The 17,833-nt window shown below is 63.0% G+C and carries 15 protein-coding genes; 2 read left to right on the forward strand and 13 right to left on the reverse strand.

The annotated features are described in order from the left end of the window. Nucleotides 1-188 precede the first annotated feature (188 nt). The gene (locus tag GC425_RS03260) at nt 189-971 is read left to right on the forward strand and encodes a hypothetical protein (RefSeq protein ID WP_257821962.1); all 783 of its coding nucleotides are present in this window, start codon (nt 189-191) and stop codon (nt 969-971) included. Nucleotides 972-1,065: 94 nt separating this feature from the next. Here the strand turns inward: GC425_RS03260 and GC425_RS03265 are convergent, their stop codons facing one another. The 6 genes from GC425_RS03265 to GC425_RS03290 all read right to left on the reverse strand — a co-directional run bounded on the left by GC425_RS03265 (nt 1,066) and on the right by GC425_RS03290 (nt 9,343). After that, nucleotides 1,066-2,775 (reverse strand): AMP-binding protein, encoded by a 1,710-nt coding sequence (locus GC425_RS03265; RefSeq protein WP_257821964.1) that lies wholly within the window; start codon nt 2,773-2,775, stop codon nt 1,066-1,068. Nucleotides 2,776-2,826: 51 nt separating this feature from the next. Then, nucleotides 2,827-3,714, reverse strand: a complete 888-nt coding sequence (locus GC425_RS03270) for a CoA ester lyase (protein WP_257821966.1) — start codon at nt 3,712-3,714, stop codon at nt 2,827-2,829. 39 nt (nt 3,715-3,753) lie between these two features. Then, nucleotides 3,754-4,266: a MaoC family dehydratase gene (locus GC425_RS03275; protein WP_257821968.1), complete on the reverse strand. Its 513-nt coding sequence runs from the start codon at nt 4,264-4,266 to the stop codon at nt 3,754-3,756. 114 nt (nt 4,267-4,380) lie between these two features. Then, entirely contained in the window at nt 4,381-5,526 is a 1,146-nt protein-coding gene (locus GC425_RS03280) for an acyl-CoA dehydrogenase family protein (RefSeq protein ID WP_257821970.1), read from the reverse strand. An 84-nt stretch (nt 5,527-5,610) separates the two neighbouring features. Continuing rightward, nucleotides 5,611-7,722 carry an acetyl/propionyl/methylcrotonyl-CoA carboxylase subunit alpha gene (locus GC425_RS03285; RefSeq protein ID WP_257821972.1) on the reverse strand — a complete coding sequence of 704 codons (2,112 nt, stop codon included), beginning with the start codon at nt 7,720-7,722 and terminating at the stop codon, nt 5,611-5,613. A 49-nt stretch (nt 7,723-7,771) separates the two neighbouring features. Beyond that, complete coding sequence (locus GC425_RS03290; RefSeq protein ID WP_308240239.1) at nt 7,772-9,343, reverse strand: carboxyl transferase domain-containing protein; 1,572 nt, start codon at nt 9,341-9,343, stop codon at nt 7,772-7,774. A 270-nt stretch (nt 9,344-9,613) separates the two neighbouring features. Between GC425_RS03290 and GC425_RS03295 the strand changes: the two genes are divergently transcribed. Continuing rightward, nucleotides 9,614-10,477, forward strand: coding sequence for a uroporphyrinogen-III synthase (locus tag GC425_RS03295; protein WP_257821974.1), 864 nt, complete (start codon nt 9,614-9,616; stop codon nt 10,475-10,477). Between the two features lie 5 nt (nt 10,478-10,482). Here the strand turns inward: GC425_RS03295 and GC425_RS03300 are convergent, their stop codons facing one another. From GC425_RS03300 to GC425_RS03330, 7 genes are all read right to left on the reverse strand, one after another. Then, nucleotides 10,483-11,100 carry a TetR/AcrR family transcriptional regulator gene (locus GC425_RS03300; RefSeq protein ID WP_257821975.1) on the reverse strand — a complete coding sequence of 206 codons (618 nt, stop codon included), beginning with the start codon at nt 11,098-11,100 and terminating at the stop codon, nt 10,483-10,485. Nucleotides 11,101-11,118: 18 nt separating this feature from the next. Further along, nucleotides 11,119-12,015, reverse strand: coding sequence for a hypothetical protein (locus tag GC425_RS03305; protein WP_151841998.1), 897 nt, complete (start codon nt 12,013-12,015; stop codon nt 11,119-11,121). 33 nt (nt 12,016-12,048) lie between these two features. Continuing rightward, complete coding sequence (locus tag GC425_RS03310; RefSeq protein ID WP_257821978.1) at nt 12,049-12,612, reverse strand: hypothetical protein; 564 nt, start codon at nt 12,610-12,612, stop codon at nt 12,049-12,051. A 24-nt stretch (nt 12,613-12,636) separates the two neighbouring features. Beyond that, a complete protein-coding gene (locus tag GC425_RS03315; protein ID WP_257821980.1) occupies nt 12,637-13,575 on the reverse strand; it encodes a hypothetical protein in 939 nt (312 codons plus the stop codon). Between the two features lie 75 nt (nt 13,576-13,650). After that, a complete protein-coding gene (gene purH, locus GC425_RS03320) occupies nt 13,651-15,240 on the reverse strand; it encodes a bifunctional phosphoribosylaminoimidazolecarboxamide formyltransferase/IMP cyclohydrolase (protein ID WP_257821981.1) in 1,590 nt (529 codons plus the stop codon). Beyond that, nucleotides 15,233-15,835 carry a phosphoribosylglycinamide formyltransferase gene (purN, locus tag GC425_RS03325; RefSeq protein WP_151842001.1) on the reverse strand — a complete coding sequence of 201 codons (603 nt, stop codon included), beginning with the start codon at nt 15,833-15,835 and terminating at the stop codon, nt 15,233-15,235. The genes purH and purN overlap by 8 nt, the downstream gene beginning before the upstream one ends. Next, entirely contained in the window at nt 15,780-17,465 is a 1,686-nt protein-coding gene (locus tag GC425_RS03330; RefSeq protein WP_257821982.1) for a DUF6350 family protein, read from the reverse strand. The genes purN and GC425_RS03330 overlap by 56 nt, the downstream gene beginning before the upstream one ends. Between the last annotated feature and the right edge of the window lie 368 nt (nt 17,466-17,833).

Here is a 17,833-nt window from a genome sequence, read left to right on the forward strand (position 1 = left end):
CGGATAGCGCGAGGGCTCGTCGGCAATGAGCCCTTGACCACGCGTCCGGTGACTCCGCGTCCGCCACGGGCGTCCCCCACTTCCCTTCCCTCTTTTCTTCCCCCATCGCGCTTCGCTACACCGCGCCGGCGTCGGCGTCGGTAAACATCGGTATTGAAGCGCACGAGACACGACAAGGATAGACAATTATGAGTTCGGACATCTCCCAGATTTTGCACGGTCAGGGTTCATCCCAGCCCGGTGTGATCATTGATTCGTGGGCATATGCCCAGAAGGTGCTCCTTCAGGGCAAGCCGATCCCCTATGACGATCCCACGGCGCTGGCCAACCACGCTCAACAGGCACAACGGCTGCTGAACTCCGCTGTGACTATCCTTCCGCTCAATGCCGTGCGCACGTGGTCGATGAACAACGTAGATGAGCTGAAAGAGGCCATGGGCGAGAAATCCCGGCCCGGCTACGCCGCGCGTGTGGCAGCCACGAACGAGGAGCTCCGCTCGCGGCTCGACGCGATCGTCTCCGCGTTCACCACGATCGTGGGCGGCGCAATTCTGTTGCAGGTGTCCTGCCCGAAGGCGCTGGCCTACGAGGCGGATGCGATCGTCGGTGGCGGCAACGAGTTCGACGACGATGACGCCGAGCGCGTGTCCATGTACCTGTCCGACAACCTGCGCTCCTTTGCTGCGACGGGCATCTCCGGGATCATCATGGACGAGCGCAAGCACAGCACCACCGAGGAGGCCTACCAGCCGGTCATTAATGTGGCCGCCCACTACGACTGGGTAATGGGCTACCGGCGTGAAGACTCCCTGGACTTCCCTGGGATCGACGTCCACCTGCCGGTCATCGAGTCGGAGGTGTGGGTGACGGATCAGCCGCTTCCCCAGGACGCTCCTCTGGCGCTCACCACCATCCCGGCTGAGGCAGTGCCCGAAACGGTGCTGAGCAAGCTGAAGGAGTTCCGGGCTTAAGCGGAACACGCCGCTAAGAGCGGACGGAACCGTTGAAGTACATACAGCCCACAACGAGCGCTCCTTGCCTAGGAGCGCTCGTTGTTCGTGTGTGCTAGTTCTTGTCGTTCTTGTCGTACATACCCAGAATGTCAATGGCCATTTCGCGCATTTCCACCTTGCGTACCTTTCCTGACAAGGTCATGGGGTAGGAATCCACCACATGCACATAGCGAGGGATCTTGTGGCGGGCCAGGTTTCCGTCAGCGAACTTCTTCAGATCCTCCGCGGTGAGAGGCTCTGCCCCGTCGTTCATGATGATCCACGCCATCAATTCCTCGCCGTACTTTTCATCGGGCACGCCGATAATCTGCACGTCGGAAATGTCCGGGTGCGAGTAATAAAACTCTTCAATCTCGCGCGGATACAGGTTCTCTCCACCACGGATCACCATGTCCTTAATGCGGCCGGTGATCTGCACGTATCCCTCGTCGTCCATGAGGCCCAGGTCGCCCGAATGCATCCACCCGTCGTCATCAATGGCTTCCTCGGTTTTCACGGGCATGTCCCAATAGCCCTTCATCACCGAATATCCACGGACCAGGATTTCGCCCTGCTGGCCGCGGGGAAGGATATCGCCGTTGGCGTCGACGATTTTCACCTCGATATGAGGACCCGGCCGACCCACGGTTTCCACGCGCTTTTCCACGGCGTCGTCCGGGGTGGTTTGGTGGTTCACGGGGCTGGTTTCGGTCATGCCGTAGCAAATGGACACTTCCGTCATGCCCATAATGTCCATCACTTCGCGCATGGTCTTTGTGGGGCAGGACGTTCCAGCCATGATTCCGGTGCGCAGGTTGGATAAATCATATTTTCCCGACGCCAAGCTCAATTCATGCAACTCCGCGATAAACATGGTCGGCACACCATAGAGGGAGGTCGCCTGCCCCAAATGTGCAGCTTCCAGCGCCGACTGCGGCGTGAACACGGGCCCCGGGATGATGGTGGTCGCGCCGTGAGACAACGCGGCGATGTTTCCCATCACCATTCCGAAGCAGTGGAAAAACGGCACGGGAATGACCACGCGGTCCTTATCCGTGTAGTTGATGACCTCACCCACGAAATAGCCATTGTTCAGGATATTGCGGTGGGACAGGGTGGCCCCCTTGGCCATTCCCGTGGTGCCGGAGGTGTACTGAATATTGATCGGGTCATGCGGGCTTAATTGCTCGCGGATGGGATTCAGATCCAAAATGGCGTGGTTGGACAGTTCATTCCAACGCTCGGATCCGAAGAAGATGGTCTCCTTGTAATTGCGGTCAAACTGGTGTTCCGCGGTGTGGATCATGGCCCGGTAGTTCGAGTCCTTGAAGCGGCCCGCGGAAAACAGCGCCTTAATGCCCGCCTGATTCATCACATAGTTGAGTTCTTTGATGCGGTAGGTGGGGTTAATGCACACCAAAATGCAGCCGATTTCTGCGGTGGCGTACTGCACGATCGTCCATTCCCAGCGGTTGGGCGCCCAGATGCCGATGCGGTCGCCGGGGCGGTAGCCCTCGGCGTACAGGCCGGAGGCTAGGCGCTGCACCTTGCGGTAGAACTCCGTGTACGTCATGTGGATGTCGCCGTACAGGTCCACGATCGCTTCATTGTCTGGGTACAGGGACACCATGCGGGCGAGGTTCGCGCCGAGGGTTTCCTCCAGGAGGGGAACGTCCGTGTTGCCTTTGCCGTAGCTGAGCTTCTCGATGCCCTCGATGGTGGAGGGGTCGCTCAGTTCGCGAGATGCGGGCGGTTCAAACAGTGGTTGTACATGTGGTGTCATTGTTCTTCCTTTTGAGAGAGGGGTGTGTTGCCTAGTGAAGATGTGTGTTGCCTAGTGAGAGGGGTGTGTTGCTTGTGCGCGGGCCAGGATGACCTGGGCTTGACGCCGGAGAGGAAGGTCGATCATCTTCCCATCCACGGCGAAGGCGCCGCTGTTGCTGCGGGCGCCCTCCTCCACGCGCCGTGCCCAGTCCACCTGCTCCTCCGTGGGGCTGTATGCCTTCCGGATCGCGGGGACCAATCCTGGGTGGATGGAGACGGTGGCGGCGAAGCCACTGGCTGCGGCGTCCACGGCCTCCGCATACGCCCCAGTACTATCCGTAGTGTCAGCGTGGATGGAGTCCAGAGCCACGACGCCCGCCGCCGCGGCATGAAGCAGCACCAGGGAGCGCGTGAGGCGAGGAACCTCCCGGTAGCCACCGGGGTGCCCCGAGACTCCTCCTCCCGGGGTGGGCACCTCGTCCCGCCCATAGCGGGAGGACGTTCCTCCCAACGCGGCGGTTAAGTCCTCCGCGCCCCAGAACAGCGCCACCACCTGGGGATGTGCCGCAATCTCCGCGGCGTTTAGCACGCCCCGCGGGGTTTCAATCAGCGCGATGACCTCCCATTGTTCGGGAAGGTCCATCGCGGACAGGTCCTCCGCCTTGGGGATCATCACCTGCGTGAAGGGACTGCGCATCACAGCCTCCACATCCTCGGCGAACTCGTCACTTTCCGGCGGGTTGATGCGCACGATGGTGGTGGCCGGGTTGAGTGAAGACTCTGCAATGATGCGCCGGGCGTCGGTTCGATTTTCGGCGCGGCACCCGTCCTCCAGGTCCACGATCACCATGTCCGAGCGTTGCTCTGCCTTGGCGAATCTCTCCGGCCGGTCCGCAGGAGCGAACAACAGCGCGGGACCTGCAGGAATCCAGGTGCGCGGAGCGTGTGGTGTATCCATGTCTGCCTCTTTAGGGGGTCTCTTACGGTCTCTGAGGGTCTAGTTCTGCGGTCGGCACTGCATCATCGTGGAGCGGGTTGCCTCACACACGATGTCGCCGTGCTGGTTCCGCCCAATGTGGTGCAGCTCCACGATCCCCTGGCCCGGCCGCGAGGAACTGAGGCGCTTGCCCACGCACACGGTCTCCGCGTACAGCGTGTCCCCGTGGAACAGCGGATGCGGGAAGGACACGTCCTTGAAGCCAAGGTTCGCCACGATCGTGCCCAGGGACAGCTGGCTGACGGACAACCCCACCACCGTGGAGAGGGTGAACAGGGAGTTGACCAGCCGCTCGCCGTTGAATCCTGATTGCGTGGCCGCCCAGGCCGCATCCAGGTGCAGGGGCTGCGTGTTCATCGTTTGGGTGGTGAACAGGGTGTTGTCCGCTTCGGTGACGGTCCTGCCGGGGCGGTGCAGGTAGGTCACGCCTTCTTCAAATTCCTCGAACCATAGTCCGCGCTGCTCGACGGTTCTGCCTTCCTGAGGCCGTTCGGTTGCTGGGTTGTCTGCCATGGACGTTCTCCTTCGGTGGTCACTGTGTGCTGCGATGTTATTCCGTTATTGTTCGCCGGGCTGCTGGCGGTGGGCCGGGTCTGTGGGATGGAATGACCCGACGCCACCCGGCCGTCACAGTCCTAACGATCGTGCGATGAGCATCTGCTGGACTTCGGTGGTGCCCTCGCCAATCTCGAGGATCTTGGAGTCCCGGTAGTGGCGGGCCACGCGGTACTCGTTCATGAATCCGTAGCCGCCGTGGATTTGGGTGGCGTCCCGTGCGTTGTCCATGGCCGCTTCGGAGCTGACCATCTTGGCGATGGAGGCTTCCTTGGTGAAGTCTTGCCCGGAGAGCATCTTCGCCGCCGCCGAGTGCCATGCCTGGCGGGCGGACCAGGCGCGGGCTTCCATGCGGGCGATCTTGAAGGAGATGGCCTGGTATTCGGAGATGGCCCGTCCCATGGAGGTGCGCTCCTTGGCGTACGCGATGGACTCATCCACGCAGCCTTGGGCCGCGCCGGTGGCCAGTGCGGCGATCGCTATGCGGCCCTCGTTCAGAATGGAGAGGAACTGGGCGAAGCCTCGGCCACGCTCGCCCAACAGGTTCTCCTCGGGAACGCGGACGTCGCTGAAGGTCAAGGGGTGGGTATCGGAGGCGTTCCACCCCACCTTGTTGTACTGGGCTTCCGCGGTGAATCCCGGGGTGCCGGTGGGGATGATGATGGCGGAGATTTCCTTGGAGCCGTTGTCCCGCGTGCCGGTGACGGCGGTGGCGGTGACCAGGGAGGTGATGTCCGTGCCTGAGTTGGTGATGAACTGCTTCGAGCCGTTCACAACCCACTGGCCGCCGTCTAGCTTGGCGGTGGTTTTGGTTCCGCCGGCGTCCGAGCCACAGTCCGGCTCGGTCAGTCCGAAGCCGGCGAGCGCGCGGCCGGCAACCAGGTCCGGCAGGTAGGTGTTCTTCTGCTCCTCGGTGCCGAACTTGTAGATGGGCATGATGCCCAGGGACACGGCTGCCTCCAGGGTGATGGCCACGGATTGGTCCACGCGCCCGAGCTCTTCCAGCGCGATGCCGAGGGCGAAGTAGTCGCCACCCATGCCTCCGTATTCTTCGCTGATGGGCAGGCCGAACAGCCCCATCTCGCCCATGGCGCGGACCACGTCGTAGGGGAAGGTGTGCTCCCGGTCGTGTTGCGCGGCAACGGGGTCCACCACGTTGTTCGCAAAATCTTCAACGGAGCGGCGGAGTTCTTCGTGTTCTGGGGTGAGCATAGCCATAATCGTGATTCCTGTTCTGTGAGTTGTGAGTTCTGTGTGGTCGAGCTGGTTGGTGCGGGTGTGCTGTGCGCGGGCCGGGAGTCCTTAGGCATCCTCCCCGTCCGCGTGCACCTCGGCCAGGACCTGCCCGGTGGTGACCTTGTCGCCTACCGCCACGGCAATGCTGACCTCGCCCGCCACCTGTGCCGCGATGGTGTGCTCCATCTTCATCGCCTCAATGACCAGCACCGTCTGTCCTTCATTGACCGACGCCCCACTCTCCACCTCCACGGCAATCACCGTGCCCGGCATGGGGCTGGTGAGGGCACCCGTGCTGTCCTGAGCGGAGCTATCCGCCGCCGTGCCGGTCAGGTGCGTGACGCACACGGTGCCCTGCGGGCCCGTGACGTAGTACCGCCCGCAGGTGGAGGTGGCTCCGACAATCCAGTGCTCGGTGGGACCGCCATCAAGGGCGAGGTGATACTGGGTGGCGGCCTGCCCAGCGGCGTCTGAAGCGCTCGAACGGTTGCCCGCCGGACGCTCCAGCAGCTGCAGCTCGCACTGCTCCACCACGGCAGCCTCGGAATCATCCACCAGCGCTTCCGACGTGAGCGTCCACGTCCTCGGAGAGCCAGCACCGTTGTCCTTTTCAGTGAGGCTGATGGTGCGCGCGCTGTGGGCGTCGTCGGGATTGTCGGTCAGCAGCAACCGGATCGGCGCGGCATCTCGCCCACCCCGCCACGCATCCGCCGACGTCCAGGCGCCACTCAACGTCCGGGACGCCTGACGGCCCGCATTACGCGCGTGATGCAGCGCGACCAGGCCAAACGTTGCCAGCGGCGTGGACGGGTTGGCGAAATCGCCGCACAGCTCGTCCACCAGACCGGTGTGCAGATCCCCCGCCAACACGTCCGGATGGGTGATGAGGAAGCGGTTGAAGTTCACGTTGGTGACCACGCCGTCGATCACGGTGGCGGCCAGGGCGTCATCCAGACCCTTCAGCGCGCGGGCGCGATCAGAACCCCACGTGATGACCTTGGCCAGCATCGGGTCGTAATCCGAGCCAATGGTCTGGCCCTCGGCCACACCGGAATCCACGCGCACCCCGGGGCCCACCGGCCAGGACAAAGCACTGATCGTGCCACCCGTGGGCAGGAACCCTGCCGCCGCATCCTCGGCATACACGCGCGCCTCCACCGCATGGCCGGTGAGCTCCACCTGATCTTGACGCAGAGGCAGCTGCTCCCCGCGCGCCACGCGGATCTGCCACTCCACCAGATCCACGCCCGTGACCAGCTCCGTGACCGGGTGCTCCACCTGCAGGCGGGTGTTCATCTCCATGAAGAAGAAACGATCCGGCTGGGAGGCCGAGACAATGAACTCCACCGTGCCCGCGCCGCGATAGCCACACGCCCGGGCAGCATCGCACGCTGCCTGGCCAATGTCCTCGCGGGTCGCGGCGTCCAGCAGCGCCGAGGGAGCCTCCTCAATCACCTTCTGGTGGCGGCGCTGCAAGGAACACTCCCGCTCCCCCAGGTGGATCACGTTGCCGTGAGAATCCGCCACGATCTGCACCTCAATGTGCCGCGGGGTGTCCACGAAATGCTCCAGGAACAGGGTGCTATCGCCAAAGGAGCTCGCGGCCTCGCGCCGGGCGGTGACCAGAGCCTGCGGCAGGTCCTCGATGTTCTCCACCCGGTGCATGCCCTTGCCGCCACCGCCGGCGGAGGGCTTGATGAGCACGGGGAATCCGATGTCCGGGGCGGCATCGATGATCTCTTGGTCGCTCAAGCCCGGGCGGGAAATGCCGGGGACCGTGGGCACGCCGCGGGATTCCACCGTGGCGCGGGCCGTGATCTTGTCGCCCATCGTGTCGATGGCCTCGGCCGGCGGGCCGATGAATACGATGCCTTCCTCCTCGCAGCGGCGCGCGAAGGCGGCGTTTTCCGAGAGGAACCCATAGCCGGGGTGGATGGCGTCCGCGCCCGAGGCGCGCGCTGCCTCGATGACCTTGTCGATGTCTAAATAAGAGTGCGCGGCAGCAGCCGGACCCACATGGACGGCCTTATCAGCTAAGTGGACGTGTGGGGCCGAGCGGTCGGCGTCGGAATAAATCGCTACGGCCTTCAGCCCCATGGAATGGACGGTGTTTATGACGCGGCAGGCGATCTCACCGCGATTGGCGATAAGAACGGTATCGATTGTTGTGCGTGTCACGGGTTGCACTCCTTGTGTGAAAAATAATCAGCAATATGGTTCAGTGCGTTTACATGCGGAATACGCCAAAGCCCTGAGGTGCGCGCTCGGATTGAGCGCAAATATCAAGAGCCATGGCCAGCGTGCGCCGTGTATCCGCGGGATCAATGACCCCGTCATCCCATAAGCGCGCGGTGGAATACCAGCAGCTGGACTTCTCCTCGAACATCTCCCGGATCGGGGCTTCAAATGCTTCTTGTTCCTCCGCGGACCACTCGCCGCCGGAACGTTCGATCTGAGCACGTCGGACCGTGGACAGGGTCATCGCCGCCTGCGGTCCGCCCATCACGGAAATGCGGGCATTCGGCCACATCCACAAAAAGCGCGGGCTGTAGGCGCGGCCACACATCGAGTAATTACCCGCACCAAAGGCGCCGCCAATAACCACCGTGAGTTTCGGCACCGAGGCCGTGGCCACGGCGTTGACCATTTTGGCGCCGTGCTTGGCAATGCCACCTTCTTCGTACTGGCGGCCCACCATAAATCCCGTGGTGTTCTGCAGGAAAATCAGTGGGATATTGCGCTGCTCGCACAACTCAATGAAATGCGCGCCCTTCACGGCCGCTTCGGCGAAAATCACACCGTTATTCGCGATGATTCCCACGCTGTGCCCTTCCAGGCGGGCAAAGCAGGTCACGATGGACGTGCCGTATTCGGCCTTGAACTCGGAGATGGAGCCCGCGTCGGCGAGAACTTCGATCACATCGTGGACGTCGTAGGGGATCTTCGCGTCCGTCGGGACGATGTCATACAGGTCTGTTTGCGGTCGTGGGGCCTGCTTCGGCTCCTGCCTCAGCCACGGGGTGGGCTTGTTGTCCGGCAACGTGGCGACGATGTCGCGCATGCGCCGCAAAGCATCCTTATCGTCGCTGGCCAGATGGTCGGACACGCCAGAGATGCGCGAGTGCATCGCTCCACCGCCCAGCTCCTCCGGGGTGACGTCCTCTCCCGTGGCAGCTTTCACCAGGGGCGGGCCGGCCAGGAAGATGGTGCCTTGATTTTCCACGATGATGGTCTCATCGGACATGGCCGGGACGTAGGCGCCGCCGGCAGTGCAGGAGCCCATCACGGCGGAGAGCTGCGGAATGCCCTTGGCGGACATGTTCGCCTGATTGAAGAAGATGCGGCCGAAGTGGTTGCGGTCGGGGAACACCTCATCCTGCTGGAGCAGCATCGCCCCGCCGGAGTCCACCAGGTAGATGCACGGCAGGCGGTTTTCCTCCGCGATCTCCTGGGCGCGCAGGTGCTTCTTCACAGTCATGGGGTAATACGTTCCGCCGGAGACGGTGGCATCGTTGGCTGCGATCATGCACAGCCGCCCCTCGACCAGGCCCACCCCGGCGATGAGTCCCGCGGCCGGTGCTTTGCCGTCGTACATCTCCTCGGCGGCCAGGGGCGCGATCTCTAAAAACGGACTTCCCGGGTCCAGCAGGGTGAGAATGCGGTCGCGCGGGAGCAGCTTGCCCCGGGATTCGTGCCGCGCGCGTGCGGCGTCACCTCCACCCTGCGCGGCCCGCTCGAGCCGCTCGCGCAGCTCCTGCACGAGGTCCTGATGGCTGGCCTGGTGATCGCTTGTACTCAACGCACCCACTCCATTTCAGTTAATGAGAATTAACAGTATCTGTGACTCAGCACACTATCTTGTATGCAAAGCAAAATGTTCATTCTGTGCAGAATGGTTACCGGATCACCCCCGGACGTTCCAAAACCCCAGCTCTATAGATCCGCTCATATGCCACCCCCTCCCCCATCGCATCCCCTTCCCCTCTCGACCGCCACTCATTTTGCTATAGAAACAGCACCACTTGTGAACTAGCTCCTCGCCGTCTGCCCGCGCTAGGCTAAAGAACCAATGAACGCACCAGACACTCCCTCATTGCAAAGTTCTTCGCCGCTGAGCACCACGCTCCAAGGCCGCCACTTCCTGCTCCCCGTCGAACGTCGCGCCGAAGAATTCGCCGAATCCCTCGCCCGCCATGGCGCCCGCACCACCATCGCCGCGCCGCTCACCGTTATCCCCACCACCAACGACGCCGAGCTTCTCCACACCACCGGCACACTCGCAAACGGCGGCGTCGATTACGTCATTGTGACCACCGCCATCGGATTCACCAGCTGGCTTGAGGCCCTGGACGCCTACCCCGAGCTGCAGGCAGCACTCCACCGAACCCTCGGGTCCGCCACGATCCTGGCACGCGGCGCCAAACCCACCGGCGCGATCGTCAACGCCGGCTACCGCCCCGACTTCATCGCCGAGTCCGAAACCACCGCCGACATCCTGGAGCACCTCCTGGCCCGCGACCTCACCGGCGCGCGCATCGCCATCCAGCATCACGGCGCCGGCGACGAGAACCTGGAACACCAGCTAAAGGCCGCCGGCGCCACCATCCACTCCATCGTCACCTACCGCTGGGATGAGCCCCGAGATCCCGAGGCGCTAGAATGTTCCCTCCGGCAGACCGCCGATGCAGAGTTCGACGGCGTGCTGTTCACCTCAGCCCCGGCGGTGCGCCACTGGATCGCTACCGCGCAACGCCTCCAGGTGTGGGATAGCATCCGGCAGCTCGCAGTGGAACGCTCGGTACTATTCGCCGCGGTGGGGCCCGTCACCGCAGAACCACTGCAGGAACAGGGGATCACTCCCTTAAGCCCGGAACGGTTCCGGCTTGGAGCACTGGTCAAAGCGGTGCTGGCGCACTACTCCCCCGAGCCATAGCGGCCCTAAGTGTGCAGGCCAGCCACAGCGCGCGCAGACTCGGACATCTGGCGGCGCACCACCGACCGGGGCACGTTCAGGCGAAGATACTCCACCGAGTTAATCAGACCAATGATCAGCTGCGCCTTCACCTTCGCCCCATCGTCATCCAACGCCGGATCCAACAGCTGCAAGCACTGCGCCCACAGCTGCAGGTACTGGCCCTGCGCATGACGCACCTGGGCATGGCCATCCATGCCCAGGCGAAAAAGCTCCCTGTTGTGCAGACGAATCAGCTCCGGCTGATGGAGGGCAAAGGAGATGTGGAAATCGATCAGGGTACTCACACGCTCCTGAGGCGTGGCCGCACCGTCAATGACCTCGCGCGCCTGGCTATTCAAATGCGTGGAAATACCCAGCAACAACTCCCGAAGAATCTGCTCCTTGCTGGAAAAATGCCGATACACCGCCGGGCCTGAAATCCCCACGGCCTCCCCCAGGTCCTCCAAACGCATCGCGTGAAAACCCGTGTCCGCCATGATCTTGGCGCTCGCGCGCAACAAGTCCACACGCCGGCGCGCCTTCGCCGCCGCCCGAGGGGCCAGCCCCTCAATATCGGGCTCCGCCAAGAATGTGGATCTCACAGCTCTACAGCCTACCGCTTAACGATCCCCCGGAGGCACACACGCCGACGGTGCCAGGCGGTCCTTGAGGACGTTCAGCCTATCCGCCATCTCATTGAGGATCTCCTGGGCCGAGCCTTCCGTGCCGTCCTCAGCCGTGGCAGATAGCGCCACGGGCGCCCAGCCCCCGGGCACGGGAATCACGCCAAACTGGCGGGCAGTGTACACGCCCGTCTCATCATCGGGCCCCCAGCCGCCCTTGAAGCGGGCACCGTCGATCCTGCCGAGGCCCCAGCGGTGCTCCTCGGCGATGTTGCCCATGGACTCTAGCACCGGCTCGGCCTCCGGGACGCACCACATCTGGTTGGCGAAGCTCACCTGCTCCGACAGGGACCAGTTCACCGCACCAAAAGCCTGCGCGTCAGTGAAGTGAGCGGGGATCTTGTCCAGGTCGGCCGCCGATTCCGTGGTGTGCAGCAGCTCCTCCACGGCTTCCCCGGCCTGCGTTTGATTGCCCATGGAGAACCACAGGGCCTCCGCGTCCTCATTGCTGGACCACTCGATCGTGGGCTGAACGCGATCAATTGTGGCGGGATCATGCTGCAAGGCAGCGATGGCGATGGGCACCTTGATGGTGGACCAGGCAGGCCCATCGTCCTGGCCATACACCAGGGTGCGATCGTGGCTCACCAAGGCGATCGATCCCCCATCAACCGCCACGTCAGCGAGCTTCACATCAGGCTGATCCGCACCGTGGTTGCCGGAGTGGTTCTTGCCCACGGGCTTGGCGGCCTGGGAATGAGTTGGCTGGCTGGACGAGTCCGTGGCGGAGCTATACAGCACCGTGCCAGAGACCACAGCCACTGCGCATCCCAGCGCCAGAAGCACACGGGATGTGCCCGATGTTCGTCCGTGGGAGTGTTGAGAGCCAGTCATCGTGGACTACTATAGTCCAACCCGCGCGACGAACTAGTAGATGGACACCAAAGCGTTCTTACCACCGGTGCAGCGCACGGCGCTGCCGCTGGGGTAGCAGCTCATGCGATAGGTATAGCCGGTGTACGGCGAATAGACAGAGAGTGTAGCGTACTTGTTGCCCGTGGCGCTGTAGTTGTTCTTCCAGGCCCAGTACACATTGTTCGCAAAGCCAGACGAGGTCACACCGTTGTAATCGTAGTGATTGTAGCCCGAGGAAATGACTGGAGCCTCCGCCTGCGGAGCAGGTGCCGGCTGCGCCTCCTGAGCTGGTGCACTATTGGAAGACTGAGACGACGTCGACGGCGCGGGAGCCGAGGAGGTCTGCACCGCCATCTGCCCCTGGTTCGTGGTGTTGTTGATGTTCTTGTTGGACAAGGCGTTGTAGCCCACCACTCCACCAATCACCAGCAAGGCGGTCACAGCGATGGCTGCCACGACCCACGCGATGGTCGTACCATTGCCCTGGTTCCCCTGAGGCTGGCCATAGTAGCCACCGGGAGGACCATACACCGGCTGCTGAGGACTCCATTGGCCTTGGTTTGGATCGTACGTCATAACTTACTCTCCCACTTGTAGGAATTAGCAGGCGCTGGCCTGCAGTGAACCCAGGTGACGCTGGACGATGGACGCCATCTGGTTGAGGATTTCTTGTCCCGACTCATAGCTACCGTCAGGTGCGGCCGCGGCGATCGCCACGCCAATGTAGCCGTCGCCTGCCGGCACCAGTCCGAACTGACGGACCTTGTACATGCCTGACTCATCGGGGCCCCATCCGCCTTTAAACAGCGCGCCGGGAATCCGGCCCAGGCCATAGGACTGGTCGGCGGACACGCGCCCCATGTTGGCCACCACCTGCTCGGAGCCGTTGATGCAGCGCAGCTTGGTGGCGAATTGGGCTTGCTGATCCAACGGCCACTGGGTCTGCCCGAAGGAACTAAAACCGGGCCGAACCACGGAGGTTTGAACGGTGGCGGAGCTCCCGCCTTCGGCAAGGACCGCACCGGTCAGCTGACCTGCGGTGGCTGGGTCTCCCATGGAGGACCACAAAGCTTCGGCGTCGGCATTACTCGACTGCTGAATAGCAGGAGCAACGAACGAGGCAACGGATGGGTCGTGACGCAGAGCAGCAATCGCGACCGGGACTTTCATGGTGGACCACGCGGGCATGTCCACGGAACCTGCCGTGGCTACTTCTCCCGCCGCTGCGATGGCGATGGCACCGCCCGCAGCCGCGGCGGCCTCCGCCACTGCGGTGACATCGCCCGGCGCGACATCGCTGTCGGGCGCGTTCTCGGGCTTGTTCTCCTGCGTGGCTTCGCTGTCCGTCGAGGGGGACGACGTTGCCACGGTCGAGCCCGGATCGTCAAACGTGGGCTGTGCGTTCTCCAGCTCCTCTTGGCGCTGTTTAGCCAGGTCGCCACCGTTGATGGTGCAGGCGCTCAAGGCCGCGCAGCTCACCAAGGCAACCAGGCCGCGGCAGAGTTTCGCGTTCAGGTTTCGGGACGGGTGTGTGGTCACGGCTTTATTATATACCTAGCACTAGTGCCACCAACGCATCTGCAGCCATCGTGGCGCGGCACTCGGGTCGCACTCTTAGTGAGCGAAGTGACGCTCACCGGTCAGGTACATCGTCACACCGGCCTTCGTGGCCGCCTCGATAACCTCGGCATCACGCACGGAGCCACCCGGTTGAACAACCGCGCGCACGCCGGCGTTCGCCAGCACCTCGAAGCCGTCCGCGAAGGGGAAGAACGCATCGGAGGCAGCCACGGAGCCCTGGGCACGCTCGTCATCCCCAGCCAGGGAGTTAGCGCGCTCCACAGCCAGCTTTGCCGCATCCACGCGGTTCACCTGACCCATACCCACGCCCACGGTGGCACCGTCCTTGGCCAGCAGGATCGCGTTGGACTTCACCGCACGCACCGAGCGCCACGCGAACTCCAGCTCCTTCAGCGTCTCCTCATCGGCAGGCTCACCGGCAGCCAGGGTCCAGCTATCCGTGGAGTCACCCTGCGCGTTGATCTTGTCGCGCTGCTGAACAAGCAAACCGCCGGAAATCTCCCGGTGCTCCAGCTCCGGTGCTGCGGCGTCGTCAGAACGCGTTGGCTCCTGAACCTGCAGAATGCGGATGTTCTTCTTCTGCGACAGGATCTCCACGGCACCCTCCTCGTAGGATGGCGCCACAATAACCTCGGTGAACACCTCGGCAACCTGCTTCGCCATCTCCACGCTCACTTCACGGTTGGTGGCAATCACGCCACCGAAGGCGGATACCGGGTCGCAGGCCAGGGCCAGCTTGTGCGCTTCCGCAATGGAGGCATCCGAGACCGCAATGCCACACGGGTTGGCGTGCTTGATGATCGCTACCGCCGGACGCTCGTGATCCCACGCGGCACGCCACGCTGCATCCGAGTCCGTGTAGTTGTTGTAGGACATCTCCTTGCCGTGGAACTGCTTCGCCCCCGCCAGGCCGCCCTCACCCTGGGTGACGTACAGCGCCGCAGCCTGGTGAGGATTCTCGCCATAACGCAGCACGCTGGCACGCTCATAGGTAGCACCAGTCCACTCGGGGAATACCTCCCCTTCCTCTGCGATCTGCTCGGACAGCCAGGTAGATACCGCAACATCATAGGAGGCCGTGTGGCGGAAAGCCTCGGTAGCCAGCTTGGTGCGTTGCTCCAGGGTGAAACCGCCCTCCTTCGCGGCGTGAACCACGGCGTCGTAATGATCAGGGTTCGTCACCACCGCAACGGACGGATGGTTTTTCGCCGCCGCACGCACCATCGACGGTCCCCCGATGTCGATCTGCTCCACGCACTCATCGAAGGATGCGCCCGACGCCACAGTCTGCGTGAACGGGTACAGGTTCACCACCACCAGCTCGAAGGCCTCCACATCCAGGTCCTCCAGCTGCTTCAGGTGATCCTCCTTGCGGGTATCCGCCAGGATTCCCGCGTGAACGCGAGGATGCAGGGTCTTCACACGGCCCTCCAGTACCTCCGGGAAGCCCGTGAGCTGCTCGACCTCCGTCACCGGCACGCCAGCCGCCGCGATCTTCGACGCCGTGGACCCGGTGGACACCAAAGCCACTCCCGCGTCATGAAGCCCCTTGGCCAGCTCCTCCAATCCAGTCTTGTCGTACACACTGATCAACGCGCGCTTGATTGGCTTCTGGTTAGTCATTGCTGGTCGTCCTAGCCTTTCGTCCATTAATGCTGAGACCGTTATCGCTGATGGCATGGAGCACATCGATAAGAAGTTGGCGTTCTGCTACTTTGATTCTCTCATGCAACGTAGCCTCCGTGTCACTCGGCTCCACTACCACAGCCTGTTGAGCGATAATCGGGCCGGTGTCCACACCCGAATCCACCACGTGAACCGTGGTGCCTGTCACCTTCACACCGTAGTCAAGGGCATCCCGCACACCATGGGCGCCCGGAAATGCGGGCAGCAGCGCAGGGTGCGTGTTGATGATCTGTCCGGCAAACGCATCCACCACAGTCTTGCCGAGGATGCGCATGAAACCCGCGCTGACCACGATGTCTGGTTCGTACGACGCAATCTGCTCGGCCAACGCGACATTCCACTGCTCGCGGTCCGTCTCGCCCGGGGTGTACTCCACGGTGAACGTAGGGATGTCCGCCCGCTGCGCGCGGGACAGAGCCTCACAATCGCGATCGCTGCCGACCGCCAGGATGTGTACCTTTGAGCGATCGACGTGATCAATCACGCTCTGGAGAAGCGTCCCTGTCCCGGACGCTAGAAGAACTATCTTCATCCTGTGCCTCGTGTTCCTGTGTAGATTTGTCCCCCTCGGGGGCTTCTGCCTCGGCCTCGGAGTCTTCAGCCTCCGCCTCGCGATCCTCAGCTTCGAGATCCTCAGCCTCGCGGTCTTCGGGTTGCTCGTCTTCAGATTCTACGTCCTGGCCCGCCGAGTCTTCATCATCGGCAGCATCCTCAGACCCTGCAACGTCGGCGTCGGCACTATCTACAGTATCCTCCACCACGCTCTGCCCCGCGCGCTGCGCCCACAGCATCAGGATCAGGGTGGGGACCAGCACCCAGCCCGCAGCCTCCACGGCGAAGAGCCACTCCAGCGGGCCCGTGTGGCCATACACGCCCAGCTCGCCGCCGCCCAGCCAGCTCAGGCAAAAGCCCACAAACGCAGCCACCACCCCGGCACCCACGGCCGTGGCCAGCGGCGCCTCGATGTAGTCGCGCTGCGCCACGTGGCGGTATGCCAGCCAGATCGCCAGGGCCACCGGAACGATCAGCAACACGGCCGCGTGCGGGATCGTGCCGTGAGGAATCGTGGCAGAAATCGGCGTGGGTGGCACGTTCACATTCGTGACGCTAAACAGGCTCACCATCCCATGGCCGATGTGGAACTCGCCACCCATCAGCACACCGGCTGCACCCACGGCGATGTTCGGCAGGTACAGCAGGGACAGCAACACCAGGCCCAGTCCGCCCGTGGTGTCCTGCGTAATCTCGAAGGACTCCCTGACCGCCTGAAAGTTATACAGCGCGTACAGCGCCGCCGCCGCGCCGCCGGCGAGCACGATGTATTTCAGGAAGCGCCCGGCCACGATGAACGCATCGACCGGCCACGTGCCAATCCCCTTGCGCAGCAGCAGCGCGCGCCACACGCGGGGGCGCATGCCGATCACCACAGACGCACCGTTGACCAGCAGGGCGGACAGCAGCGCCACACCTAGGTTCGGCGGAGCGAGATCGAACACCCGGGAGGCGTCCCAGAGCATCAGCCACGCCACGATCGTCATGATCCACGCGATGCCAATGTTCATGGCCGCGTACAGCCGCAGGCCTCGCACGGACACGGAATTGCCGAGGGCCTTGGTGGTGCGTCGCGCGTGCCACCACACGATTCCCAACGCGGGGAGCAGCGGCGCGAACCCAAGCGTCACGCCGCCCATGTGCAGCGGGGCGAGGTTCACGTGCATCCACAGGGAGCCAATCACCGCGGGCACGTAGGCGAAGCCGGGACCCACGCCCACCACCACAGCGATGGAGATGATCACGGCAAGGGTCACCGCGTGATTAATAAGGAGTGATGGCCCGAACCGCTTCACGTGGGGCCGCCACAGCTGCCAGAGCTGCTGCATCCGCCCGTCGGGCCGTGTCCGCGCCGTGGTTGTTGCCGAGGAGGAAGGCGACGCCGACGTTGCAGCCGCTCGCGCTGAGCGTGCCTGGGTGGGCGTATCCACGAATCCCTCGGAGCGCCCACGGCCGTGTTCGGGGTGCGCGCCCTTGGCTGCGGAGGAACGGGACGTTGGCTGGTGGGGTTGCTGGGTCCGTGGACGGCTTCTGCGTGCCGCCGATGACCCGCGTCGGGTTCGCCCGCTGGGTCTGCGGTCTGGTCGGCTGTCTTCGGATCGCTTATTCACCTATCCCATTGTGCCCAATGATGTGACTGTGGTGGGGTACTGACTCGCTTGTGCTTGACGCGCCGGTAGCCCCACCAGCCACTTGTGTCACAAAGCCTCAAGGTTACGTCGAGACATCCCCTCTATGGGGTAACACTTTTTACCCGCTTGTTGAAGTGTCAACCATATCTCTACCCCCTTGTGCGTGCAGCGCCGTGACCTGCAGGATCTTTAATCTGCGCATTTACAGCTCACGAGCCGACCAGATCACAGACCGTGATCTTCGTGACACTTTCGTTACTTTTTTAGCAAAACCGGTTGATAACTGTTTGATAAAGCAATAATGTTACAACTCGTTGATAACGAAGTGGTTAAGAAATAGCCACGAT

It is taken from the genome of Corynebacterium sp. zg254 (assembly GCF_024701495.1).
Lineage (GTDB): Bacteria > Actinomycetota > Actinomycetes > Mycobacteriales > Mycobacteriaceae > Corynebacterium > Corynebacterium zhongnanshanii.